This is a genomic window from Ideonella sp. A 288 (assembly GCF_002198735.1).
In the GTDB taxonomy this organism is placed as follows: domain Bacteria; phylum Pseudomonadota; class Gammaproteobacteria; order Burkholderiales; family Burkholderiaceae_C; genus Pseudaquabacterium.
Window position 1 is genome coordinate 1 of sequence record NZ_MWLO01000078.1, and the last position, 15,810, is coordinate 15,810.

At 71.8% G+C, this 15,810-nt stretch carries 17 protein-coding genes; 10 read left to right on the top strand and 7 right to left on the bottom strand.

From position 1 onward, the window contains the following. Positions 1–124 precede the first annotated feature (124 nt). Both atpE and EOINJALH_RS06505 read right to left on the bottom strand, forming a co-directional pair. Complete coding sequence (atpE, locus tag EOINJALH_RS06500) at positions 125–367, bottom strand: F0F1 ATP synthase subunit C (protein WP_088279514.1); 243 nt, start codon at positions 365–367, stop codon at positions 125–127. Between the two features lie 40 nt (positions 368–407). Next, positions 408–845, bottom strand: a complete 438-nt coding sequence (locus EOINJALH_RS06505) for a hypothetical protein (protein WP_088279515.1) — start codon at positions 843–845, stop codon at positions 408–410. Positions 846–991: 146 nt separating this feature from the next. Here EOINJALH_RS06505 and EOINJALH_RS06510 point away from each other — a divergent pair, with 146 nt between their 5' ends. After that, on the top strand, positions 992–1,894 hold the full coding sequence (locus tag EOINJALH_RS06510) for a helix-turn-helix transcriptional regulator (protein WP_088279517.1): 903 nt from the start codon (positions 992–994) through the stop codon (positions 1,892–1,894). 26 nt (positions 1,895–1,920) lie between these two features. Here EOINJALH_RS06510 and EOINJALH_RS06515 read toward each other — a convergent pair whose 3' ends face one another. The 3 genes from EOINJALH_RS06515 to EOINJALH_RS06525 are packed head-to-tail and all read right to left on the bottom strand — an operon-like array spanning position 1,921 to position 3,437. Beyond that, the gene (locus EOINJALH_RS06515; RefSeq protein ID WP_088279518.1) at positions 1,921–2,343 is read right to left on the bottom strand and encodes a TerB family tellurite resistance protein; all 423 of its coding nucleotides are present in this window, start codon (positions 2,341–2,343) and stop codon (positions 1,921–1,923) included. A 4-nt stretch (positions 2,344–2,347) separates the two neighbouring features. Further along, positions 2,348–3,061: a Bax inhibitor-1/YccA family protein gene (locus EOINJALH_RS06520; RefSeq protein ID WP_088279520.1), complete on the bottom strand. Its 714-nt coding sequence runs from the start codon at positions 3,059–3,061 to the stop codon at positions 2,348–2,350. Positions 3,062–3,083: 22 nt separating this feature from the next. Next, positions 3,084–3,437 carry a hypothetical protein gene (locus EOINJALH_RS06525; RefSeq protein ID WP_088279521.1) on the bottom strand — a complete coding sequence of 118 codons (354 nt, stop codon included), beginning with the start codon at positions 3,435–3,437 and terminating at the stop codon, positions 3,084–3,086. 99 nt (positions 3,438–3,536) lie between these two features. Here EOINJALH_RS06525 and EOINJALH_RS06530 point away from each other — a divergent pair, with 99 nt between their 5' ends. Next, positions 3,537–4,421 (top strand): LysR family transcriptional regulator, encoded by an 885-nt coding sequence (locus EOINJALH_RS06530; RefSeq protein WP_088279523.1) that lies wholly within the window; start codon positions 3,537–3,539, stop codon positions 4,419–4,421. A gap of 197 nt (positions 4,422–4,618) precedes the next feature. Beyond that, positions 4,619–5,788 (top strand): 4-hydroxybenzoate 3-monooxygenase, encoded by a 1,170-nt coding sequence (gene pobA / locus EOINJALH_RS06535; RefSeq protein WP_088279524.1) that lies wholly within the window; start codon positions 4,619–4,621, stop codon positions 5,786–5,788. Between the two features lie 18 nt (positions 5,789–5,806). Here the strand turns inward: pobA and EOINJALH_RS06540 are convergent, their stop codons facing one another. Further along, positions 5,807–6,580 (bottom strand): serine protease, encoded by a 774-nt coding sequence (locus tag EOINJALH_RS06540; protein ID WP_088279526.1) that lies wholly within the window; start codon positions 6,578–6,580, stop codon positions 5,807–5,809. Between the two features lie 146 nt (positions 6,581–6,726). Here EOINJALH_RS06540 and EOINJALH_RS06545 point away from each other — a divergent pair, with 146 nt between their 5' ends. Then, complete coding sequence (locus tag EOINJALH_RS06545; RefSeq protein ID WP_088279527.1) at positions 6,727–7,536, top strand: transglutaminase family protein; 810 nt, start codon at positions 6,727–6,729, stop codon at positions 7,534–7,536. Further along, a complete protein-coding gene (locus EOINJALH_RS06550) occupies positions 7,533–8,255 on the top strand; it encodes a peptidase (protein WP_088279561.1) in 723 nt (240 codons plus the stop codon). Before EOINJALH_RS06545 ends, EOINJALH_RS06550 begins: the two co-directional genes overlap by 4 nt. 43 nt (positions 8,256–8,298) lie before the next feature. Here the strand turns inward: EOINJALH_RS06550 and EOINJALH_RS06555 are convergent, their stop codons facing one another. Next, positions 8,299–9,195, bottom strand: coding sequence for a transglutaminase family protein (locus tag EOINJALH_RS06555; protein WP_088279563.1), 897 nt, complete (start codon positions 9,193–9,195; stop codon positions 8,299–8,301). Positions 9,196–9,433: 238 nt separating this feature from the next. Here EOINJALH_RS06555 and EOINJALH_RS06560 point away from each other — a divergent pair, with 238 nt between their 5' ends. From EOINJALH_RS06560 to EOINJALH_RS06580, 5 genes are all read left to right on the top strand, one after another. After that, entirely contained in the window at positions 9,434–10,192 is a 759-nt protein-coding gene (locus EOINJALH_RS06560) for a helix-turn-helix domain-containing protein (protein WP_088279529.1), read from the top strand. Positions 10,193–10,293: 101 nt separating this feature from the next. Further along, positions 10,294–10,977, top strand: a complete 684-nt coding sequence (locus tag EOINJALH_RS06565) for a biliverdin-producing heme oxygenase (RefSeq protein ID WP_088279530.1) — start codon at positions 10,294–10,296, stop codon at positions 10,975–10,977. Continuing rightward, on the top strand, positions 10,974–13,325 hold the full coding sequence (locus tag EOINJALH_RS06570) for an ATP-binding protein (RefSeq protein WP_088279532.1): 2,352 nt from the start codon (positions 10,974–10,976) through the stop codon (positions 13,323–13,325). The genes EOINJALH_RS06565 and EOINJALH_RS06570 overlap by 4 nt, the downstream gene beginning before the upstream one ends. A 2-nt stretch (positions 13,326–13,327) precedes the next feature. Continuing rightward, on the top strand, positions 13,328–13,750 hold the full coding sequence (locus EOINJALH_RS06575; RefSeq protein WP_088279533.1) for a response regulator: 423 nt from the start codon (positions 13,328–13,330) through the stop codon (positions 13,748–13,750). Between the two features lie 21 nt (positions 13,751–13,771). Then, the gene (locus EOINJALH_RS06580) at positions 13,772–15,763 is read left to right on the top strand and encodes an ATP-binding protein (RefSeq protein WP_088279534.1); all 1,992 of its coding nucleotides are present in this window, start codon (positions 13,772–13,774) and stop codon (positions 15,761–15,763) included. Positions 15,764–15,810 lie beyond the last annotated feature (47 nt).

Genomic DNA, 15,810 nt, shown 5'->3' on the forward strand with positions numbered 1-15,810 from the left:
ACCGCACCGCACCGCACCGCACCGCACCGCGCCGCGCCGCGCCGCGCAGATCGTCGGACGTAACGACCGGCTGCAATGAGTTCCGACCCGACAAGGGTCGTCCCTCCTTGGCATGTCCAGTGCGTCACCCCTTGAACGGGTTGGCGGTGGCGAACCACAGGCCGATGCCGGTGGCGATGATGAAGGCGCCGTCGATGACGCCAACGCCGAGGAAGAACTTGGTCTGCATCGTGGGGATCAGCTCGGGCTGACGCGCCGCGCCTTCGAGGAACTTCATGGTCGCCAGGCCGATGCCGATGCACGAACCGAAGGCGGGGATGCCGATCAGCAGGGCGACGGCCAGGGGCAGCAGGTCGAGGGTGGGCATGGTGGTCTCCAGGGTGGTGTGTGTATGAGAAGTGGCCGACTCAGGCCACGCGCACCGTGCGGGCCACGGCGGGCGGCGCGGCAGCATCCGATCGGCGCAGGCCCAGCGCCTGCAAGACCGCGAAGGCCGTGACGGCGACACCTTGCAGGGCGAGGTAGGCCACGCCCTGCCCGCTGGGGTCGATCCCTGGCACGGCCGAGGCGGCCACCGCGGCGCAGGCCAGCGCCCAGGCCAGGTTGCCGGTCGCGATGACCACGACGATGGCCGCCGCCAGACGCTCGCGCCGCGCCAGCCAGGCCAGCGTGGCCGCATAGGCCAGCATGAAGGCGCCGGTGCCCAGCACCCAAGGGGCGGGCAGGTGCAGTTGCCGCGCCAGCGTGTCGGGCAGGCCCAACTGCAGCAGCGCCGAGGCGGCGCTGCCGATGGCGTCGATGACCAAGGCGAAGGTCAGCAGGCGAGAAGGGTGGACGATGCGCATGTCAGGGCTCCTGGGTAGCGTGGGGATGCCTCAGTGTGGCCAGCCTGCGTGCGGAAATCGATGACCTGGGAGGTCATGGACCTGCCGCGCGATCGGCCCAAGAATCGGGGCTTCATCGCCCCGGCCAGCCCCGGCCACGCCCGCCCATGCGCCGCCCTTCGTCGTCCTCGGCCCCAGCCGCCACCCGGTCCGGTGGCGTGTCCGCCGCCTCAGCCCCGGCACGCCCTTCCACGGCACGCCCCTCCACGACACGCACGCCTGCCGGCGTCGGGCCGCTGCTGCGCGACTGGCGCACCCGCCGGCGGGTGAGCCAGATGCACCTGGCGCTGGATGCGGGTGTGTCGCCGCGCCACCTCAGCTGCATCGAGACCGGGCGCGCGCGGCCCAGCCCGGCGGTGCTGCTGGCGCTGGCCGAGCGGCTGGACGTGCCGCTGCGCGAGCGCAACCGGTGGCTGCTGGCGGCCGGCCACGCGCCGCGTTATGGCGAGGCCGGCCTGGGCGATGCGGCGCTGGTGCAGGTGCGCGCCGCGCTGCAGCGCCTGCTGGACGCGCACGACCCCTACCCCGGCCTGGTGGTCGACCGGCACTGGAACCTGGTGCTCGGCAACCGCGCAGCGCAGGCGCTGGTGGCGGTGTTGCCGCCGCACCTGTGCAGGCCGGTGATCAACGTGATGCGCGTCAGCCTGCACCCCGAGGGCATGGCCTCGCGCACCGCCAACTTTGCCGACTGGGCCGGCACCATGCTGGAGATGCTGGCGCGGCAGGTGGCGCAAAGTGGCGACCCGCAGCTGCAGGCGCTGCAGGACGAGGTGCTGGCCTACCCGACGGTGCAGGCGCTGGCCAGAGCACCGGCGAGACCGCCGGCCGAATCACCGACGCTGCTGGTGCCCTGCGTGCTGGACCTGCCACAGGGCCGCGTCTCGATGTTCACCACGCTCACCACCTTCGGCACGCCGCGCGACGTGACCCTGCAGGAGCTGAGCGTGGAGCTGTTCTACCCCGCAGATGCGGCCAGCGAGGCCCTGTTGCGGGGCCGCGCGCCCGGCTGAATGCTCGGCCGGGCGGGCAGGCTCGCTCAGGACACTTCGGACAAACGCTCTTCGAGCATCTCGCGCTGCATTCCCCAGTACTCGACCGCCGCCACCAGCAGCGCCGATTCGCCATCGGCCAGGTGCTCGTCGGCCTCGACAACGGCCACGCACAGCGACAGCACCTTGCGGCGCAGTGCGGGGTCGTCCACCTCGGACAGCAGTTCGGCCATGGTGTACGGATCCACCTCGCAGGCATGCGCGCCGCCGTGCGCGGCCGTGGACAGCAGGTCCTCGCAGAAGGTGTGGGTGATGCGGTGCATCTCGGACCGGTCCAGGCCCAGCTGCTCGTGCACGTTCAGGCGGTCGAGCAGGTCGAGTTCGGCCTTGCTCATGTGGCCGTCGCACAGCACGGCCAGCGAGACGATGCGGGCCGCAGCCTGCGGGCTGTTGCGGGGATAGCTTCTCATGGTGTCATTCCTCCGAGCCGCCGAAGCCGAAAAGGGCCAGCAGGCTGCTGAACAGGTTGAAGATCGAGATGTACAGGCCGACCGTGGCCATCACGTAGTTGGTTTCGCCGCCGTTCACGATGCGGCTGGTTTCGAACAGGATCAGGCCTGCCGACAGCAGCGCCACCATCGCGGACACCGCCAGGCCCAGCGCCGGCATCTGCAGGAACACCGCCGCCAGACCGGCCAGCAGCGCCACCACCATGCCGGCGAACAGGAAACCGCCCATCGCGCTGAAATCGCGCCGCGTGGTCAGCACCCAGGCCGACAGCGCCAGGAACACCGCGCCGGTGGCCCCCAGGGCCATCGTCACCACCTGCGCGCCGCCGGGCAGCGACAGCGTCTTCGTCAGCATGGGGCCCAGCGTGTAGCCCATGAAGCCGGTGAAGGCGAACACCGCCGGCAGGGCCCAGCCGCTGTCCTTCACCTTGTGCACCAGGAACAGCAGGCCGAACATGCCGCCCAGCGTGAGCAGCAGCCCCGGCGCGGGCAGCGCCAGGCCCACCGCGGTGGCGGCCACGCCGGCGCTGAACAGCAGCGTCATCGACAGCAGCGCGTAGGTGTTGCGCAGCACGCGCTGCGCGTCGTTGGCCAGCGGGGCCGAGCCCGCGGTCGGGACGGCGACCAGCGCGGTGGAAGAGGCAGGGTCGCGTCGAAGGGTGTGTGAAAGGGGTTCCATGGTCGTGTGGGGTTCCTCGAAGTCAAAGGTCTTGAGAAAGAAGCCGGGCCTGCGGCGCGGCGCGGCGGCGAGGCTGGGTGCGGCCGCGCTGCGTCACGCGCAGCAGCACGCGGCCGGCACGGGCCACCGCGTTGTCGAGCGCCGTGCGCCAGTCGCGCGCCACCGAGGTGATGACCACGGTGCCCGCGGTGTCGGTCTTCAACTCGACCTGGCAACGCTTGTCGACGCCGCCGCGCGGGCCGTTCACGTCGGACAACTGCACCCGGGCGCGTGGCACCAGCCAGGCCAGGCGGCGCATGGCGAAGCGCAGGCGTTGCACGGCCAGGTCGCGCAGCGGGGCTGCCTGCGGGTCACGGGTTTCGAACAGCACTTGCATCGGGCTACTCCATGGGGTGGAAGGGAGACTGAAAGATAGGGCCGACGGGGCTTCTGCAAAAGCAGAGAATCAGGAAGCTTCACTTCCGTGAAACCTGCAATGAGCCTGCTCTTCAGCTACCGCCACCTGTACTACTTCTGGGTCGTCGCCAAGGAAGGCGGCATCGCCCGTGCGGCCGAGCGGCTGGGCATGGCGGTGCAGACCGTCAGCACCCAGGTGCGCGACCTGGAGCGCGCGCTGGGCCACACGCTGCTCGAGCACGCCGGCCGCCGCCTGGTGCTCACCGAGGCCGGCCAGGCCGCGATGCGCCAGGCCGACCAGATCTTCGCGCTGGGCGAGCAACTGCCCGGCGTGGTGCGCGACGCCGCCAGCGGGCCGCGCATGCGCCTGGCCGTGGGCATCTCCGACGGCCTGCCCAAGCTGGCCGTGCGCCTGCTGCTGGAGCCGGTGATGGCCGAGCCCCACCTGCGCCTGCTGTGCCACGAGGACGAGTTCGACGACCTGCTGGGCGAGCTGGCGCTGCACCGCCTGGACGTGGTGCTTGCCGACCGGCCGGCGCCGCCCAACCCCAACCTGAAGGTCTACAGCCACCCGGTGGGCCAGTCGGCGCTGGCCTGGTATGCGCCGCCCGCGCTGCGCGACGAGGCGACGCGGGGCTTTCCGCAGTCGCTGGCCAGCGTGCCGGTGCTGCTGCCCACCACCCACGCCGCGGTGCGGCCGCGGCTGGACCAGTGGTTCGAGCGCCACGCCATCCACCCGCGGGTGGTCGGCGAATTCGAGGACAGCGCGCTGCTCGTCACCTTCGCCGCCGGCGGCATGGGCGTGTTCCCGGCGCCCGAGATGATCGAGGACAAGCTGCTGGCCCGCTACGAGCTGCAGCGCGTCGGCACCTGCGACGGCGTCGACGAGCATTTCTTCGCCATCGGCACCGAGAAGAAGGTGCAGCACCCGCTGGTGCAGCGCCTGCTGCCGGGGCGGCGCTGACGGGCGGCGCTGACCCGGGGTGACCCTCCCGCGCAATCGGGGGGCACCGTGGCGACGCCGCTGTGGTCGAATCGACGGGCACACGGCACCCTCACCACGACCCGTGGCTTTGCCACGCTCCTGGATCCCCGCGGGGGGACGGGCGCCGCCGGGCGGCGTCCTCGGGGCGCCCACGACCCACCGCCGGAGACATCGCCATGAAGACCCAGGTTGCCATCATCGGCGCCGGCCCCTCGGGCCTGCTGCTCGGTCAGTTGCTGTCGCGGGCCGGCGTCGCCAACGTGGTGCTCGAGCAGCGCAGCGCCGACTACGTGCTGGGCCGCATCCGCGCCGGCGTGCTCGAGCAGGTGACGGTGGACCTGCTCGACGAAGCCGGCGTCGGCGCGCGCATGCACGCCGAGGGCCTGCCGCACGATGGCGTGGAGCTGTGCTTCGACGGCCAGCGCCACCGCATCGACCTGCTGGGCCTGACCGGCAAGCGGGTGATGGTCTACGGCCAGACCGAGGTCACCCGCGACCTGATGGCGGCCCGCGCCGAGGCCGCCCTGCCCACGGTCTACGAGGCCGAGAACGTCAGCGTGCACGGCTTCGACGGCGATCGCCCGGTGGTGCGCTACACCAAGGACGGCGCCGCGCACGAGCTGCAGTGCGAGTTCATCGCCGGCTGCGACGGCTTCCACGGCGTGTGCCGCGCCAGCGTGCCGGCCGAGGCCATCGCGCTGCACGAGAAGGTCTACCCCTTCGGCTGGCTGGGCGTGCTGGCCGATGTGCCGCCGGTGAACCACGAACTGATCTACGTCAACCACGAGCGCGGCTTCGCGCTGTGCAGCCAGCGCAGCCGCACCCGCAGCCGCTACTACGTGCAGTGCAGCCTGGACGACAACGCCGAGGACTGGAGCGATGCCGCCTTCTGGAACGAGCTGAAGCGCCGCCTGCCCGAGGCCACCGCCGCAGGCCTGGTCACCGGCCCGTCGATCGAGAAGAGCATCGCGCCGCTGCGCAGCTTCGTCGCCGAGCCGCTGCGCTTCGGCCGCCTGTTCCTGGCCGGCGACGCCGGCCACATCGTGCCGCCCACCGGCGCCAAGGGCCTGAACCTGGCCGCCACCGATGTGGCTTATCTGTGGCAGGGCCTGGCCGACCACTACCGCGGCAACGGCACCGCGCTGGCCCACTACTCGGCCCGCGCGCTGGCCCGCATCTGGAAGGCCGAGCGCTTCTCGTGGTCGATGACCACGCTGATGCACCGCTTCCCCGACGGCGGCAGCTTCGCGCGCAAGATGCAGCAGGCCGAGCTGGCCTACCTGGTGTCCTCGCCCGCCGCGATGACGGCGCTGGCCGAGAACTACGTCGGTCTGCCGATGGACTGAGCGGCGCGGGCCGCCGCGTCAGGCGGCGGGTGGCAGGTCGGCCGTGACGTCCGCCGTGTTGTCGGCCGTGTTGTCGGCCGTCAGCGTCAGCAGGATGTCCGCGTACCAGGCGCAGTTCAGCCCCAGCGACTCGTCCACCCGCAGGTCGCGGCCGCCCATCTCCATGCGCGCCGAGTGCACGCCCAGCAGCTTCCAGGGCAGGGCCGGGTCGCCGTCGGGGTGGTGCATCACCACCGGGGCGCCGCTGGTGCCGCGGTGGGTGCGCGCGTCGGTGAGGAAGTAGCCCTGGCCCTGGAAGCGCAGGCCGAAGGACGACGCGATCACCGCCTGGCGCACCACCGGCAGGTGGTGCAGCGTGTCATGGAAGCCCAGCGGGAAGCCCACCACCAGCAGCGGCGTGCCCACCTGCACTTCATTCAGTGAATGCTGCAGTTGCCCGGGCGTGAAGCAGCGCAGCGCCACCTGGGCCGGCAGCGCCGTGCGGTCCAGTTCGATCGCCGCCACGTCGATCTCGCCCGCAGCGTCACGGCCCTGGCGCCAGATGGCCTGGCCATCGCGGTACAGCCACACCGACAGCACGGCCGCCCGCGTGAGGTTGTCGGCGTCGGTGTGCACCTCGATCTCGATGCGGTCGGGCAGGTGGCCGCTGGGCCGGTCGATCAGTACATGGCGGTTGGTGATCAGGAACAGGCGGTCGCCGCGCTCGAAGAAGAAGCCGGTGGCCCCCGTGAGCGCCTGCGCGCCGAAGAAGGTCGACACGCGGGCGGTGGTGAGCAGCAGCGGTTCGATCATGGCGGCGAAGGGGGGGGTGCGCGGCGGGTTCGCTGCGCGGGTGCAGGGCACTGTAGCGCCGATCCGGTGTGTTCTGCAGCGCACAGACGCCGCCCCGGGCAGGTGGCGACACTGGCCCGTTGGCTCGACACCGGAAGGGAAGCACCGTGCAGATCCGCGTGGGTTTCGAATTGACTTACCAATGCCAGCAGCCGACGCCGATGATCCTGTCGCTGAGCGTGCACTACTCGCGTGCGTCCGACCTGCTGCGGCCGGACCATCTGGTGACCACCCCGGCGGTGCCCGTCACGGCCTACCGCGACCTGTTCGGCAACTGGTGCACCCGCCTCGTCGCCCCGCCGGGCCGGATGGTGCTGGGCAACGACGCGCTGGTCTACGACAGCGGACTGCCCGACGTGGTGGCGCCCTGGGCCGTGCAGACCCCGGTGGAGCAGCTGCCCGAGTCGACCCTGGTCTACCTGATGGGCAGCCGCTACTGCGAGACCGACCACCTGTCGGAGACCGCCTGGCAGCTGTTCGGCAACGGGCCCACCGGCTGGGCGCGTGTGCAGGCCATCTGCGATTTCGTGCACCGGCACATCGAGTTCGGCTACCACCACGCCCGCTCCACCCGCACCGCGCTGGAGGCCTACCGCGAGGGCTGCGGCGTGTGCCGCGACTATGCCCACCTGGCGATCGCCTTCTGCCGCTGCATGAACATCCCGGCGCGCTACTGCACCGGCTACCTGGGCAACGTCGGCACCGAGCCGCCCTACGGCCCGATGGATTTCGCCGGCTGGTTCGAGGCCTGGCTGGGCGACCGCTGGTACACCTTCGACCCGCGCAACAACACGCCGCGCATCGGCCGCGTGCTCATCGCGCAGGGCCGCGACGCCTGCGACGTGCCGCTGTCCAGCACCTTCGGGCCGAACACGCTCGACGGCTTCCGCGTGTGGTGCGACGTGGCGGCGCCGTGACCTACTGCGTCGGCGTCAAGCTTGAGGAAGGCCTGATCCTGGCCAGCGATTCGCGCACCCATGCGGGCGTGGACAACTACGCCCGGTTCTGCAAGATGACGGTGTTCGAGCGGGCCGGCGACCGCGTGCTGGTGCTGCTGAGCTCGGGCGGCCTGGCCGCCACGCAGGCGGTGATCAGCCTGCTGCGCAAGCGCATCGCGGCCGGGCCGCCGCACCTCTGCTCGGTGACGTCGATGTTCGACGTGGCCAACCTGTTGGGCGACGCGATGCGCGACATCGAGCGTCGCGACGGGCCCTACCTCGAAGAGAGCGGCCTGAGCTTCAATGCCTCGTTCATCCTCGGTGGCCAGATCGCCGGCGAGGAGATGCGGCTGTTTCGCCTCTATGCCGAGGGCAACTTCATCGAGGCCGGCACCGACACCAGCTTCCTGCAGACCGGCGAGGCCAAGTACGGCAAGCCGATCCTCGACCTGGCGGTGACGCCCACCGCGTCGATGGAAGACGCCACCAAGTGCGTGCTGGTGTCCTTCGACACGACGATGATCAGCAACCTGTCGGTCGGCATGCCGATCGACCTGCTGTGCTATGCGCGGGACAGCTTCGCGGTGACGATGAAGCGGCGCTTCGACAAGGGCGACGCCTACTTCGAACTGCTCAAGCAGCAGTGGATCGCCGGCACCCGCCAGGTGTTCCACGAACTGCCGCCGCTGGAGTGGTAGCCCGGGCCACGGCGGCGCCACCGGGCCGGTGGCGCGACGGGCCTCAGGCGGCCAGCGCCGGCTGGGCGGTGGCGACACCGCCGTCGGTGGACAGCGCGTCGTCGCACAGGTGCGGCCGCACCCAGCCCTGGGCCGCGTCTTCCACCGCCACGGCGCGGACGGTGGCCGCATGCGAGCGCACGTCGCCGAAGATGCTGGCGAAGGCCACGTCGGCGGCATCGCGCCCGGTGGCCAGGCGCACGAAGCCCATCGGGATGGCCGTGCCGGACGGGTCGAACAGGTACCAGCGGTCGTGCAGGAAGACTTCGACATAGGCCTGGAAATCGGGCGGGCCCAGCGCCGGGTCGGCGCCGTAGTCGGTGCCCGTGGCATAGCGCGCCGGGATGCCCACCGCGCGGCACAGCGCGATCATCAGGTGGGCAAAGTCGCGGCACACGCCGACCTCCTCGATCAGCGTGTCGATGGCCGAGGTGTGGGCGTCCGACGAATGCGACTTGAAGGTGACGTGCCCGTGCACCCAGTCTCGGATGGCCAGCACCCGGCCGTAGCCCGGCGCCAGGCGGCCGAAGGCCTTGCCCGCCATCGTCAGCAACCGGTCGGACTGGCAGTAGCGGCTGGGGTACAGGTAGCTCAGCGCCTCGGGCGGCAAGCGGCTGGCCGGCACCTCGTCGAGCAGCGCCGGGTCGGCCCGGTGGTGCAGCAGGTCCACCGTGGCCGCGTACGACACCTGCAAGGTGCCCGCGTCGGCGCGCAGGCGCATGCCGCGGGTGCCGGTGGCCAGGTCGGTGTGCATCACCGGCGCGATGGCCGGGGTGATGCTCAACCGCTCGGCCGACACGCGCTGGTTCGGTGTCTCGGCGGCGTGGATGTTGAACACGAACTCGGCGCCGGGCGGCTGGATCTCGTAGTGCAGGTCGATCTGCAGTTCGATGCGGTTCAGGATGGGGGATTCGGTGGCGCGCAACGGTGCATACCTCGGCAAACGGTGGGTCGGCGGGACAAGGGCCCGGACGGCCCGCCATCAGGCGCCCGTGGCGGCCTGCCGTCTGTGCGCCTTCGAACCATCAGCGGCGCGCTGGGCCAGGTGCGGTGGCCACGATCCGGCGGGCCGCACGCGCCACGCGCCCGCCAGGGCGTGACAATCCCCCCGCGCACCGCGCGATGACCGGAGGACCCCCATGGCAAGCCCTGCCCCGCGACCCCAGCCGAAGGCCCGCGCCGCGCGCCCTGCGCGCAAGCGCTCCGCGGAGGCCCCCGCGGAGCGCCCGGCCGATCGCCCCACCAAACGCCCCACCAAACGCCCCGCCAAGCGCCCCGCCAAACGCACCGACCCGTCGCTGGTCACCTCGCTGGCGCGGCAGTTCCAGTCGCTGGCCAGTTCGGTGCTGGGCAACGTGGGCACGGCCACCGACATGGCCTTCACACTGGCGCAGTCCAGGATCCAGCGGCCCGGCCCCAAGGCCGCCGTCGAGAAGGGCGCGGCGCTGCTGCGCGACCTGCGCCAGGCCGCCGGCCTGACGCTCGACGACCTGGGCCGCGCGCTCGAGGTGGACGACCCCGCCTTCCTGGGCCTGGTGGAAAAGGGCAAGGTGGGCCTGCCCTTCGAGCTGATCCTGCGGCTGACCGCCGTGCTGGGCCGCAACGACCCGGTGGGCTTCGTGCTGCAGATCACCCGCGCCTACAACCCCGGCATGTGGAAGGCGCTGGACGCCGTGGGCGTGGGCCACCTGCTGGTGCAGGCCGGGCGCGAGCGCGAGTTCGCCAACATCTACCGCCGCCACGACGCCGCGCGCGCGCTGTCGGACGCCGACTTCGCGGCGGCGCTGGCCTTTGCCGATGCGGCGTTCGCCACGGCGCTGGCGTTCCGCGCGCGGGGCAGGAAGCCAGGGCCAGGCGACGAGGCACACCCCGTCGGCGACCGGGTGGCGCAGCGATAAGGCGCCACCGTGGCCGCGGGCCGAGGCGCCGCCCGCGCGCGGGCGGCTATGTTCGATGTCGCACAGACGCGGCAGGGGCGGCATGCGATCTTGCCCTGCCCATGCCCGTCGACGCCCAACCCCGCCGCCCGACGACACCTGCACTGGAGCCCGACCGCGCTGCGGCAGCGCCCGCACCGGGCATCCTGTCCCGCCTGAAGCAAGCCACCGCCGCACGCCATGCCGCCCTCGAGTCGCGATCGGTGCTGCTCGATCCGCGGCTGTCGCACGCCAGCTACCTCGCCTGCCTGCGCCGCTTCTTCGGCTACTACGCCCCGCTCGAACGGCGCCTGCTGCGCTCGCACGCATGGCCCGGGGTGGGGCTGGCCTACGGCGACCGGCACAAGACGCCGCAGTTGTCGCAAGACCTGACGGCGCTGGGCGTCAGCCCGGATGACCTGGCGCAGACGCGCCTGTGCCATGCGCTGCCCGACCTGCGCAGCGCCGCACGGCTGTTTGGTTGCCTCTATGTGATCGAAGGCGCCACGCTCGGCGGCCAGATCGTCACGCGGCACCTGCAGTCCAGCCTGGGCCTGACGCCGCAGTCCGGCGGCGCCTTCTTCAGCGGCTACGGCGAACACACCGGTTCGCGCTGGAAGGCCTTCGGCGCGCAGCTGAGCGCCTTTGCCCTGGCGTCGGGCGGCGGCGACGAGATCGTGGCTGCCGCCAACGAGACCTTCGAGACACTCGACCGCTGGCTCTACCCGGCGCCACCCGGCACGGCCCCAGGCCACCCCGCACGATGAACCTGCCAAGCCCCGCCGACCCGTCCCTGCCCTGGGGCACCGGCCCCTACAGCACCAAGCGCCACGGCACGACGCTGACCACCTGCGACAGCGAACCGGTGCAGACGCCGGGCTGCATCCAGGCCCACGGCGCCCTGCTGGTGCTGCGCCGGGGCGACCTCAGCATCCTGCAGGCCAGCGAGAACAGCGCGCAGCACCTGGGTGAAGCGGCGGCGTCGCTGCTGGGGCAGCCGGTGGGCCACGTGGTCGGTGCCGCGGGCGAAGCGCGCCTGCACGAGATGCTGGAGCGCGAGCCCCTGGACCGCGGCGCGTGCTATGCGTTCACGCTGCCGGCGCGTGCCGGCGCGGTGCCGCTCGACGTGTGCGTGCACACCAGCGGCGGCGGCGTGGTGCTCGAGTTCGAGGCCACCGGACGCGCCGTCCGGCACGCCGACGGCGACTTCTTCATGGTGGTGAAGGCGGCCGTCGGCCGCCTGCAGGCCGCCGCCAGCGTGCGTGGCTTCTGCCAGCACGTGACCGAGGAGGTGCGCGCCCTCACCGGCCTGGACCGCGTCATGGTCTACCGCTTCCACGCCGACCTGCATGGCGAGGTCATCGCCGAAAGCCGGCACGACACGCTGGCACCCTGGCTGGGCCTGCACTACCCGGCGGCCGACATCCCGCAGCCGGTGCGCGACATCTTCACGCGCATCTGGATCCGGCCGCTGCCCGACGCCGCCGGCCCGCTGGTGGAGATGCTGCCCCTGGCCAACCCCGACAGCGGCCGCCCGCTCGACATGACGCACTGCGCGCTGCGCGGCGCGTCGGTGATGTACACCGAGTACCTGGCCAACATGGGCGTGGCCGCGTCGCTGACGATGCCCATCCTGCGCGACGGCGAGCTCTGGGGCCTGATCGCCTGCCACCACGGCACGCCCACCCACTTCCCCTACCAGGTGCGCGCGGCCTGTGAGCTGCTGGCCCAGGTGGCCTCGCTGCAGCTGAAGTCGGCCGAGCACGCCGAGCAGCTGGCCTACCGGCTGAAGCTCGACCACGTGCACCAGCAACTGGTGGCCCGCTCGGCACGAGAGGGCGACCTGCTGGCCCTGACCGCGCACCAGCCCTCGTTGCTCGATGCCATCGATGCCGGCGGCGCCGCGCTGTACCACCTGGACCGCTGGTGGTGCGTGGGCCGGGTGCCCGACAAGACGCAGCTCGACGAGCTGGCCGCCTGGCTGCACCGGCAGCCCGAACTCGAATCGGCGACGCGGCCGGTCTTCGCCACGGATGCGCTGGCACGGGTGTGCCCGGCCGCCGCCGGCCTGGAAGAGATGGCCAGCGGGGCGCTCGCGGTGGCGCTGTCGCGACAGCGGCGCAGCCTGATGATCTGGTTCCGGCCGCAGACGATGCAAACCGTGCGCTGGGCCGGCAACCCCCATGACGAACCGGCGGTGCCCGGCCCGCACGGCCTGCGCCTGAGCCCGCGGGCCTCGTTCGAGATCTTCGTCGAGTCGGTGCGCGGCCGCTCGCTGCCGTGGACCGAGGTCGAGATCGACGCCGCGCTGCGCCTGCGCCTGCTGGTGCTGGAACTCGTCATCACCCGCGCCGAACGGCTGGCCGACCTGAACGCCGACCTGACGCGCAGCAACGAAGAACTCGACGCCTTCGCCTACGTGGCCTCGCACGACCTGAAGGAGCCGCTGCGCGGCATCCACCGCTACGCGCACCAGTTGCTGGAAAGCGCCGAGGCGACCGACAGCGACAACCGCCGCCGCATCGAGAACCTGATGCGCCTGACCGTGCGCATGGACAGCCTGCTCGACTCGCTGCTGCACTTCTCGCGCGTCGGCCGCATGGAACTGGAGCTCGAGGACACCGACCTCAATGCGGTGCTCGAAGAGGCGCTGGAGATGATCGGCGCGCGCCGGCTCGAAAGCCGCTGCAGCATCGGCATCCCGCGCCCGCTGCCGACCGTGCAGTGCGACCCGGTGCGCGTGCGCGAGATCTTCAGCAACCTGGTGTCCAACGCGCTCAAGTACAAGCGCCGCGCGGACACCCGCATCGAGGTGGGCTACCTCGCGGCGCTAGAACCCGGCGAGCGCCCCAGCGCCCCGGCCGAGAGCGCCGGGCAGACCGTGTTCTACGTCCGGGACGACGGCATCGGCATCGACCGTCGGCACCACGAGCAGGTGTTCCGCATGTTCAAGCGCATGCACGGGCGCGACGACTACGGCGGCGGCGTCGGCGCCGGCCTGACCATCGTGCAGAAGCTGGTGCAGCGCCACGGCGGGCGCGTCTGGCTCGACTCGGCCCTGGGCGTGGGCACCACCTTCTACTTCACCTTGCCGGGCCTGACGGCGGGTGCGTAGCCATGCGCACGAAGCACATCCTGGTGGTCGAGGACTCGGACGAGGACTTCGAGACCGTGCGGGACGCCGCCCGCCGAGGCGGCGTGTCCCGTCCGATCGTACGGGCCCTGTCCGGCGATGAATGCCTGCGCCTGCTGCGCGGAGCATCGCGCCGGCGCGATGCCCTGCCGGCGCTGGTGCTGATGGACCTGAACACGCCCGGCGACGACGGGCGCGAGGCGCTGCGCGAGATCCGCGGCGAGCCCAGCCTGGCGGCGCTGCCGCTGGTGGTGCTGAGCGCATCGGCCAATCCGCGCGACCTGCAGTTCTGCTACCAGCAAGGCGCCAATGCCTACCACGTGAAGCCGGTGGAGCACGCCGCACACCTGCTGGTGCTGCAGCAGATCTTCTCCTATTGGCTGGGCAGCGTCGTGCTGCCCGCCTGAGCCTGAACCCGCGGCAACCCGATGGCCCGACCCCACAGGCACGTGCTGCTGATCGACGACAGCGCCGACGATCGGGCCGATCTGCGGCAGATGCTGCTGTGCGGCGGCCACCGCCGGTTCCGCTTCAGCGAGGCCCAGCTGGGCGCCGAAGGCGTGCACCAGGTGCTCGAAGCGCCGCAGGGGCCCATCGACTGCGTGCTGCTGGACTACAGCCTGCCCGACATGGACGCCCCCGAGGTGCTGGCCGCCCTGTGCCAGGGGACCGACCTGCCGCCGTGCCCGGTGGTGGTGATCACCGGCACGGCCGGCGAAGACGGGCTGAAGCTGCTGGGGGCCGGCGCGCAGGACTACATCGGCAAGCGCTGGACCACCGCCGAGAGCCTGACCCGCGCGGTCGACAACGCCATCGAACGCCACGCGATGATGGTCGATCGCCGGCGCGCCGAAGCGGCCCTGCGCTCGTCGGAGGAACGCTACCGGGCCCTGTTCAACTCGATCGACGCGGGCTTCGCCGTCATCGAGATGGTGTCGGACGGGCAGGGCGCGACCGTCGACGCGCGGTACCTGCAGGTCAACCCGGCCTTCGCCCGCCACACCGGCTTCGCCGACGTCGAGGGCCGGACCATCCGCGAGCTGTTGCCCGACATCGACCCCCTGTGGCTCGAGGCCTACGACACGGTGGCCTCGACGGGCGAGCCGGTGCGGCTGGTGCATCGCATCGAATCGATGCAGCGCTGGTTGGACGTGTACGCCTTCCGACTGGGCGCAGCGCAGGCGCGCCAGGTGGCGGTGCTGTTCAACGACATCACCGAGCGCAAGCAGTCCGAGCTGGCGCTCATCGCCGCCAAGGCCGAGGCCGAACGGGCCAACCGGGCGAAATCCGAGTTTCTGCTGAGCATGAGCCATGACCTGCGTTCGCCGCTGAACGCCATGCTCGGCTTTGCGCAACTCCTCGAGGCCGGCACGCCCGAGCCCACGCCGCAGCAGCTGGAAAGCGTCCAGCAGATCCTGCAGGCCGGCTGGCACCTGCTGGGCCTGATCAACGAGATCCTCGACCTGACGGCCATCGAGTCGGGCCAGCTGATGCTGTCGCCGCAGGCGGTGTCGCTGAGCGAGGTGATCGAGGAATGCCGGGCCATGATCGAGCCGCAGGCGCACGAGGCCGGCATCGACCTGCACTTCGTGCCGTGCGTCGATCAGCCCTGGCGGGTGCAGGCCGACGCCACGCGGACCCGTCAGGTGCTGCTGAACCTGCTGAACAACGCGATCCAGTACAACCGCAGCGCCGGGCGTGTCGAGGTGCGTTGCACCGAGGCCCCTGGGCAGCGCGTGCGCGTGAGCGTCGAGGACACCGGCCCGGGGCTGTCGGCGGGGCAGGTGGCGCAGCTCTTCGAACCCTTCAGCCGGCTCGGCGAGCCCTGCGGCGGCCCGCCGGGCACCGGCATCGGCCTGGTCATCAGCCAGCGCCTGGTCGAGCTGATGGGCGGCTGCATCGGCGTGGACAGCACGGTCGGCGTGGGCAGCTGCTTCTGGTTCGAGCTGGACGCGGCGCCGACGCCGCTGGCGCGGGTGTGGCCGGCGCGCACGGTGCTGTGCCTCGAGAGCGATGCGCTGCGCCTGCAACGGATCGAGGAAGTGGTCGCCCGGTGGCCCGGCGTGTGCCTGCTGCGTGCAGGCGACCTGCGCGGCGGTATCGAGGTGGCGCGCTCGGCCCGCCCCGATGCGATCCTGATGGAGATTACCTCGCCGGACCGCAGCGCCGTGCTGGCGATGCAGCAGTTCGCCAAAGACCCGGCCACGGCGCACATCCCGGTCATCGCGCTGGGGGCCGACGCCCTGCCGCGCGACGTCGAGGCCGGCCTGGCGGCGGGCTTCTTCGACTTCCTCACGCAGCCGGTGCTGAGCGACGCGTTCGAGCGCGCGCTAGGCCTGGCCTTCGAACGCACACGTGCGGGCGGGCAGCACGCCACCGCGGCCGCGGGCCCCGCGCCCCGACCGGCCCCGGCAGCCTGACCGCCTGACCACCAAGCCCTGATCGTCGGCGGCCGGCCGCCCGGCTG

Bases quoted from the DNA above. Each gene is read 5' to 3' on its own strand.
- atpE (WP_088279514.1), bottom strand. From the start codon at position 367: ATGCCCACCCTCGACCTGCTGCCCCTGGCCGTCGCCCTGCTGATCGGC.
- EOINJALH_RS06505 (WP_088279515.1), bottom strand. From the start codon at position 845: ATGCGCATCGTCCACCCTTCTCGCCTGCTGACCTTCGCCTTGGTCATC.
- EOINJALH_RS06510 (WP_088279517.1), top strand. From the start codon at position 992: ATGCGCCGCCCTTCGTCGTCCTCGGCCCCAGCCGCCACCCGGTCCGGT.
- EOINJALH_RS06515 (WP_088279518.1), bottom strand. From the start codon at position 2,343: ATGAGAAGCTATCCCCGCAACAGCCCGCAGGCTGCGGCCCGCATCGTC.
- EOINJALH_RS06520 (WP_088279520.1), bottom strand. From the start codon at position 3,061: ATGGAACCCCTTTCACACACCCTTCGACGCGACCCTGCCTCTTCCACC.
- EOINJALH_RS06525 (WP_088279521.1), bottom strand. From the start codon at position 3,437: ATGCAAGTGCTGTTCGAAACCCGTGACCCGCAGGCAGCCCCGCTGCGC.
- EOINJALH_RS06530 (WP_088279523.1), top strand. From the start codon at position 3,537: ATGAGCCTGCTCTTCAGCTACCGCCACCTGTACTACTTCTGGGTCGTC.
- pobA (WP_088279524.1), top strand. From the start codon at position 4,619: ATGAAGACCCAGGTTGCCATCATCGGCGCCGGCCCCTCGGGCCTGCTG.
- EOINJALH_RS06540 (WP_088279526.1), bottom strand. From the start codon at position 6,580: ATGATCGAACCGCTGCTGCTCACCACCGCCCGCGTGTCGACCTTCTTC.
- EOINJALH_RS06560 (WP_088279529.1), top strand. From the start codon at position 9,434: ATGGCAAGCCCTGCCCCGCGACCCCAGCCGAAGGCCCGCGCCGCGCGC.
- EOINJALH_RS06565 (WP_088279530.1), top strand. From the start codon at position 10,294: ATGCCCGTCGACGCCCAACCCCGCCGCCCGACGACACCTGCACTGGAG.
- EOINJALH_RS06570 (WP_088279532.1), top strand. From the start codon at position 10,974: ATGAACCTGCCAAGCCCCGCCGACCCGTCCCTGCCCTGGGGCACCGGC.
- EOINJALH_RS06575 (WP_088279533.1), top strand. From the start codon at position 13,328: ATGCGCACGAAGCACATCCTGGTGGTCGAGGACTCGGACGAGGACTTC.
- EOINJALH_RS06580 (WP_088279534.1), top strand. From the start codon at position 13,772: ATGGCCCGACCCCACAGGCACGTGCTGCTGATCGACGACAGCGCCGAC.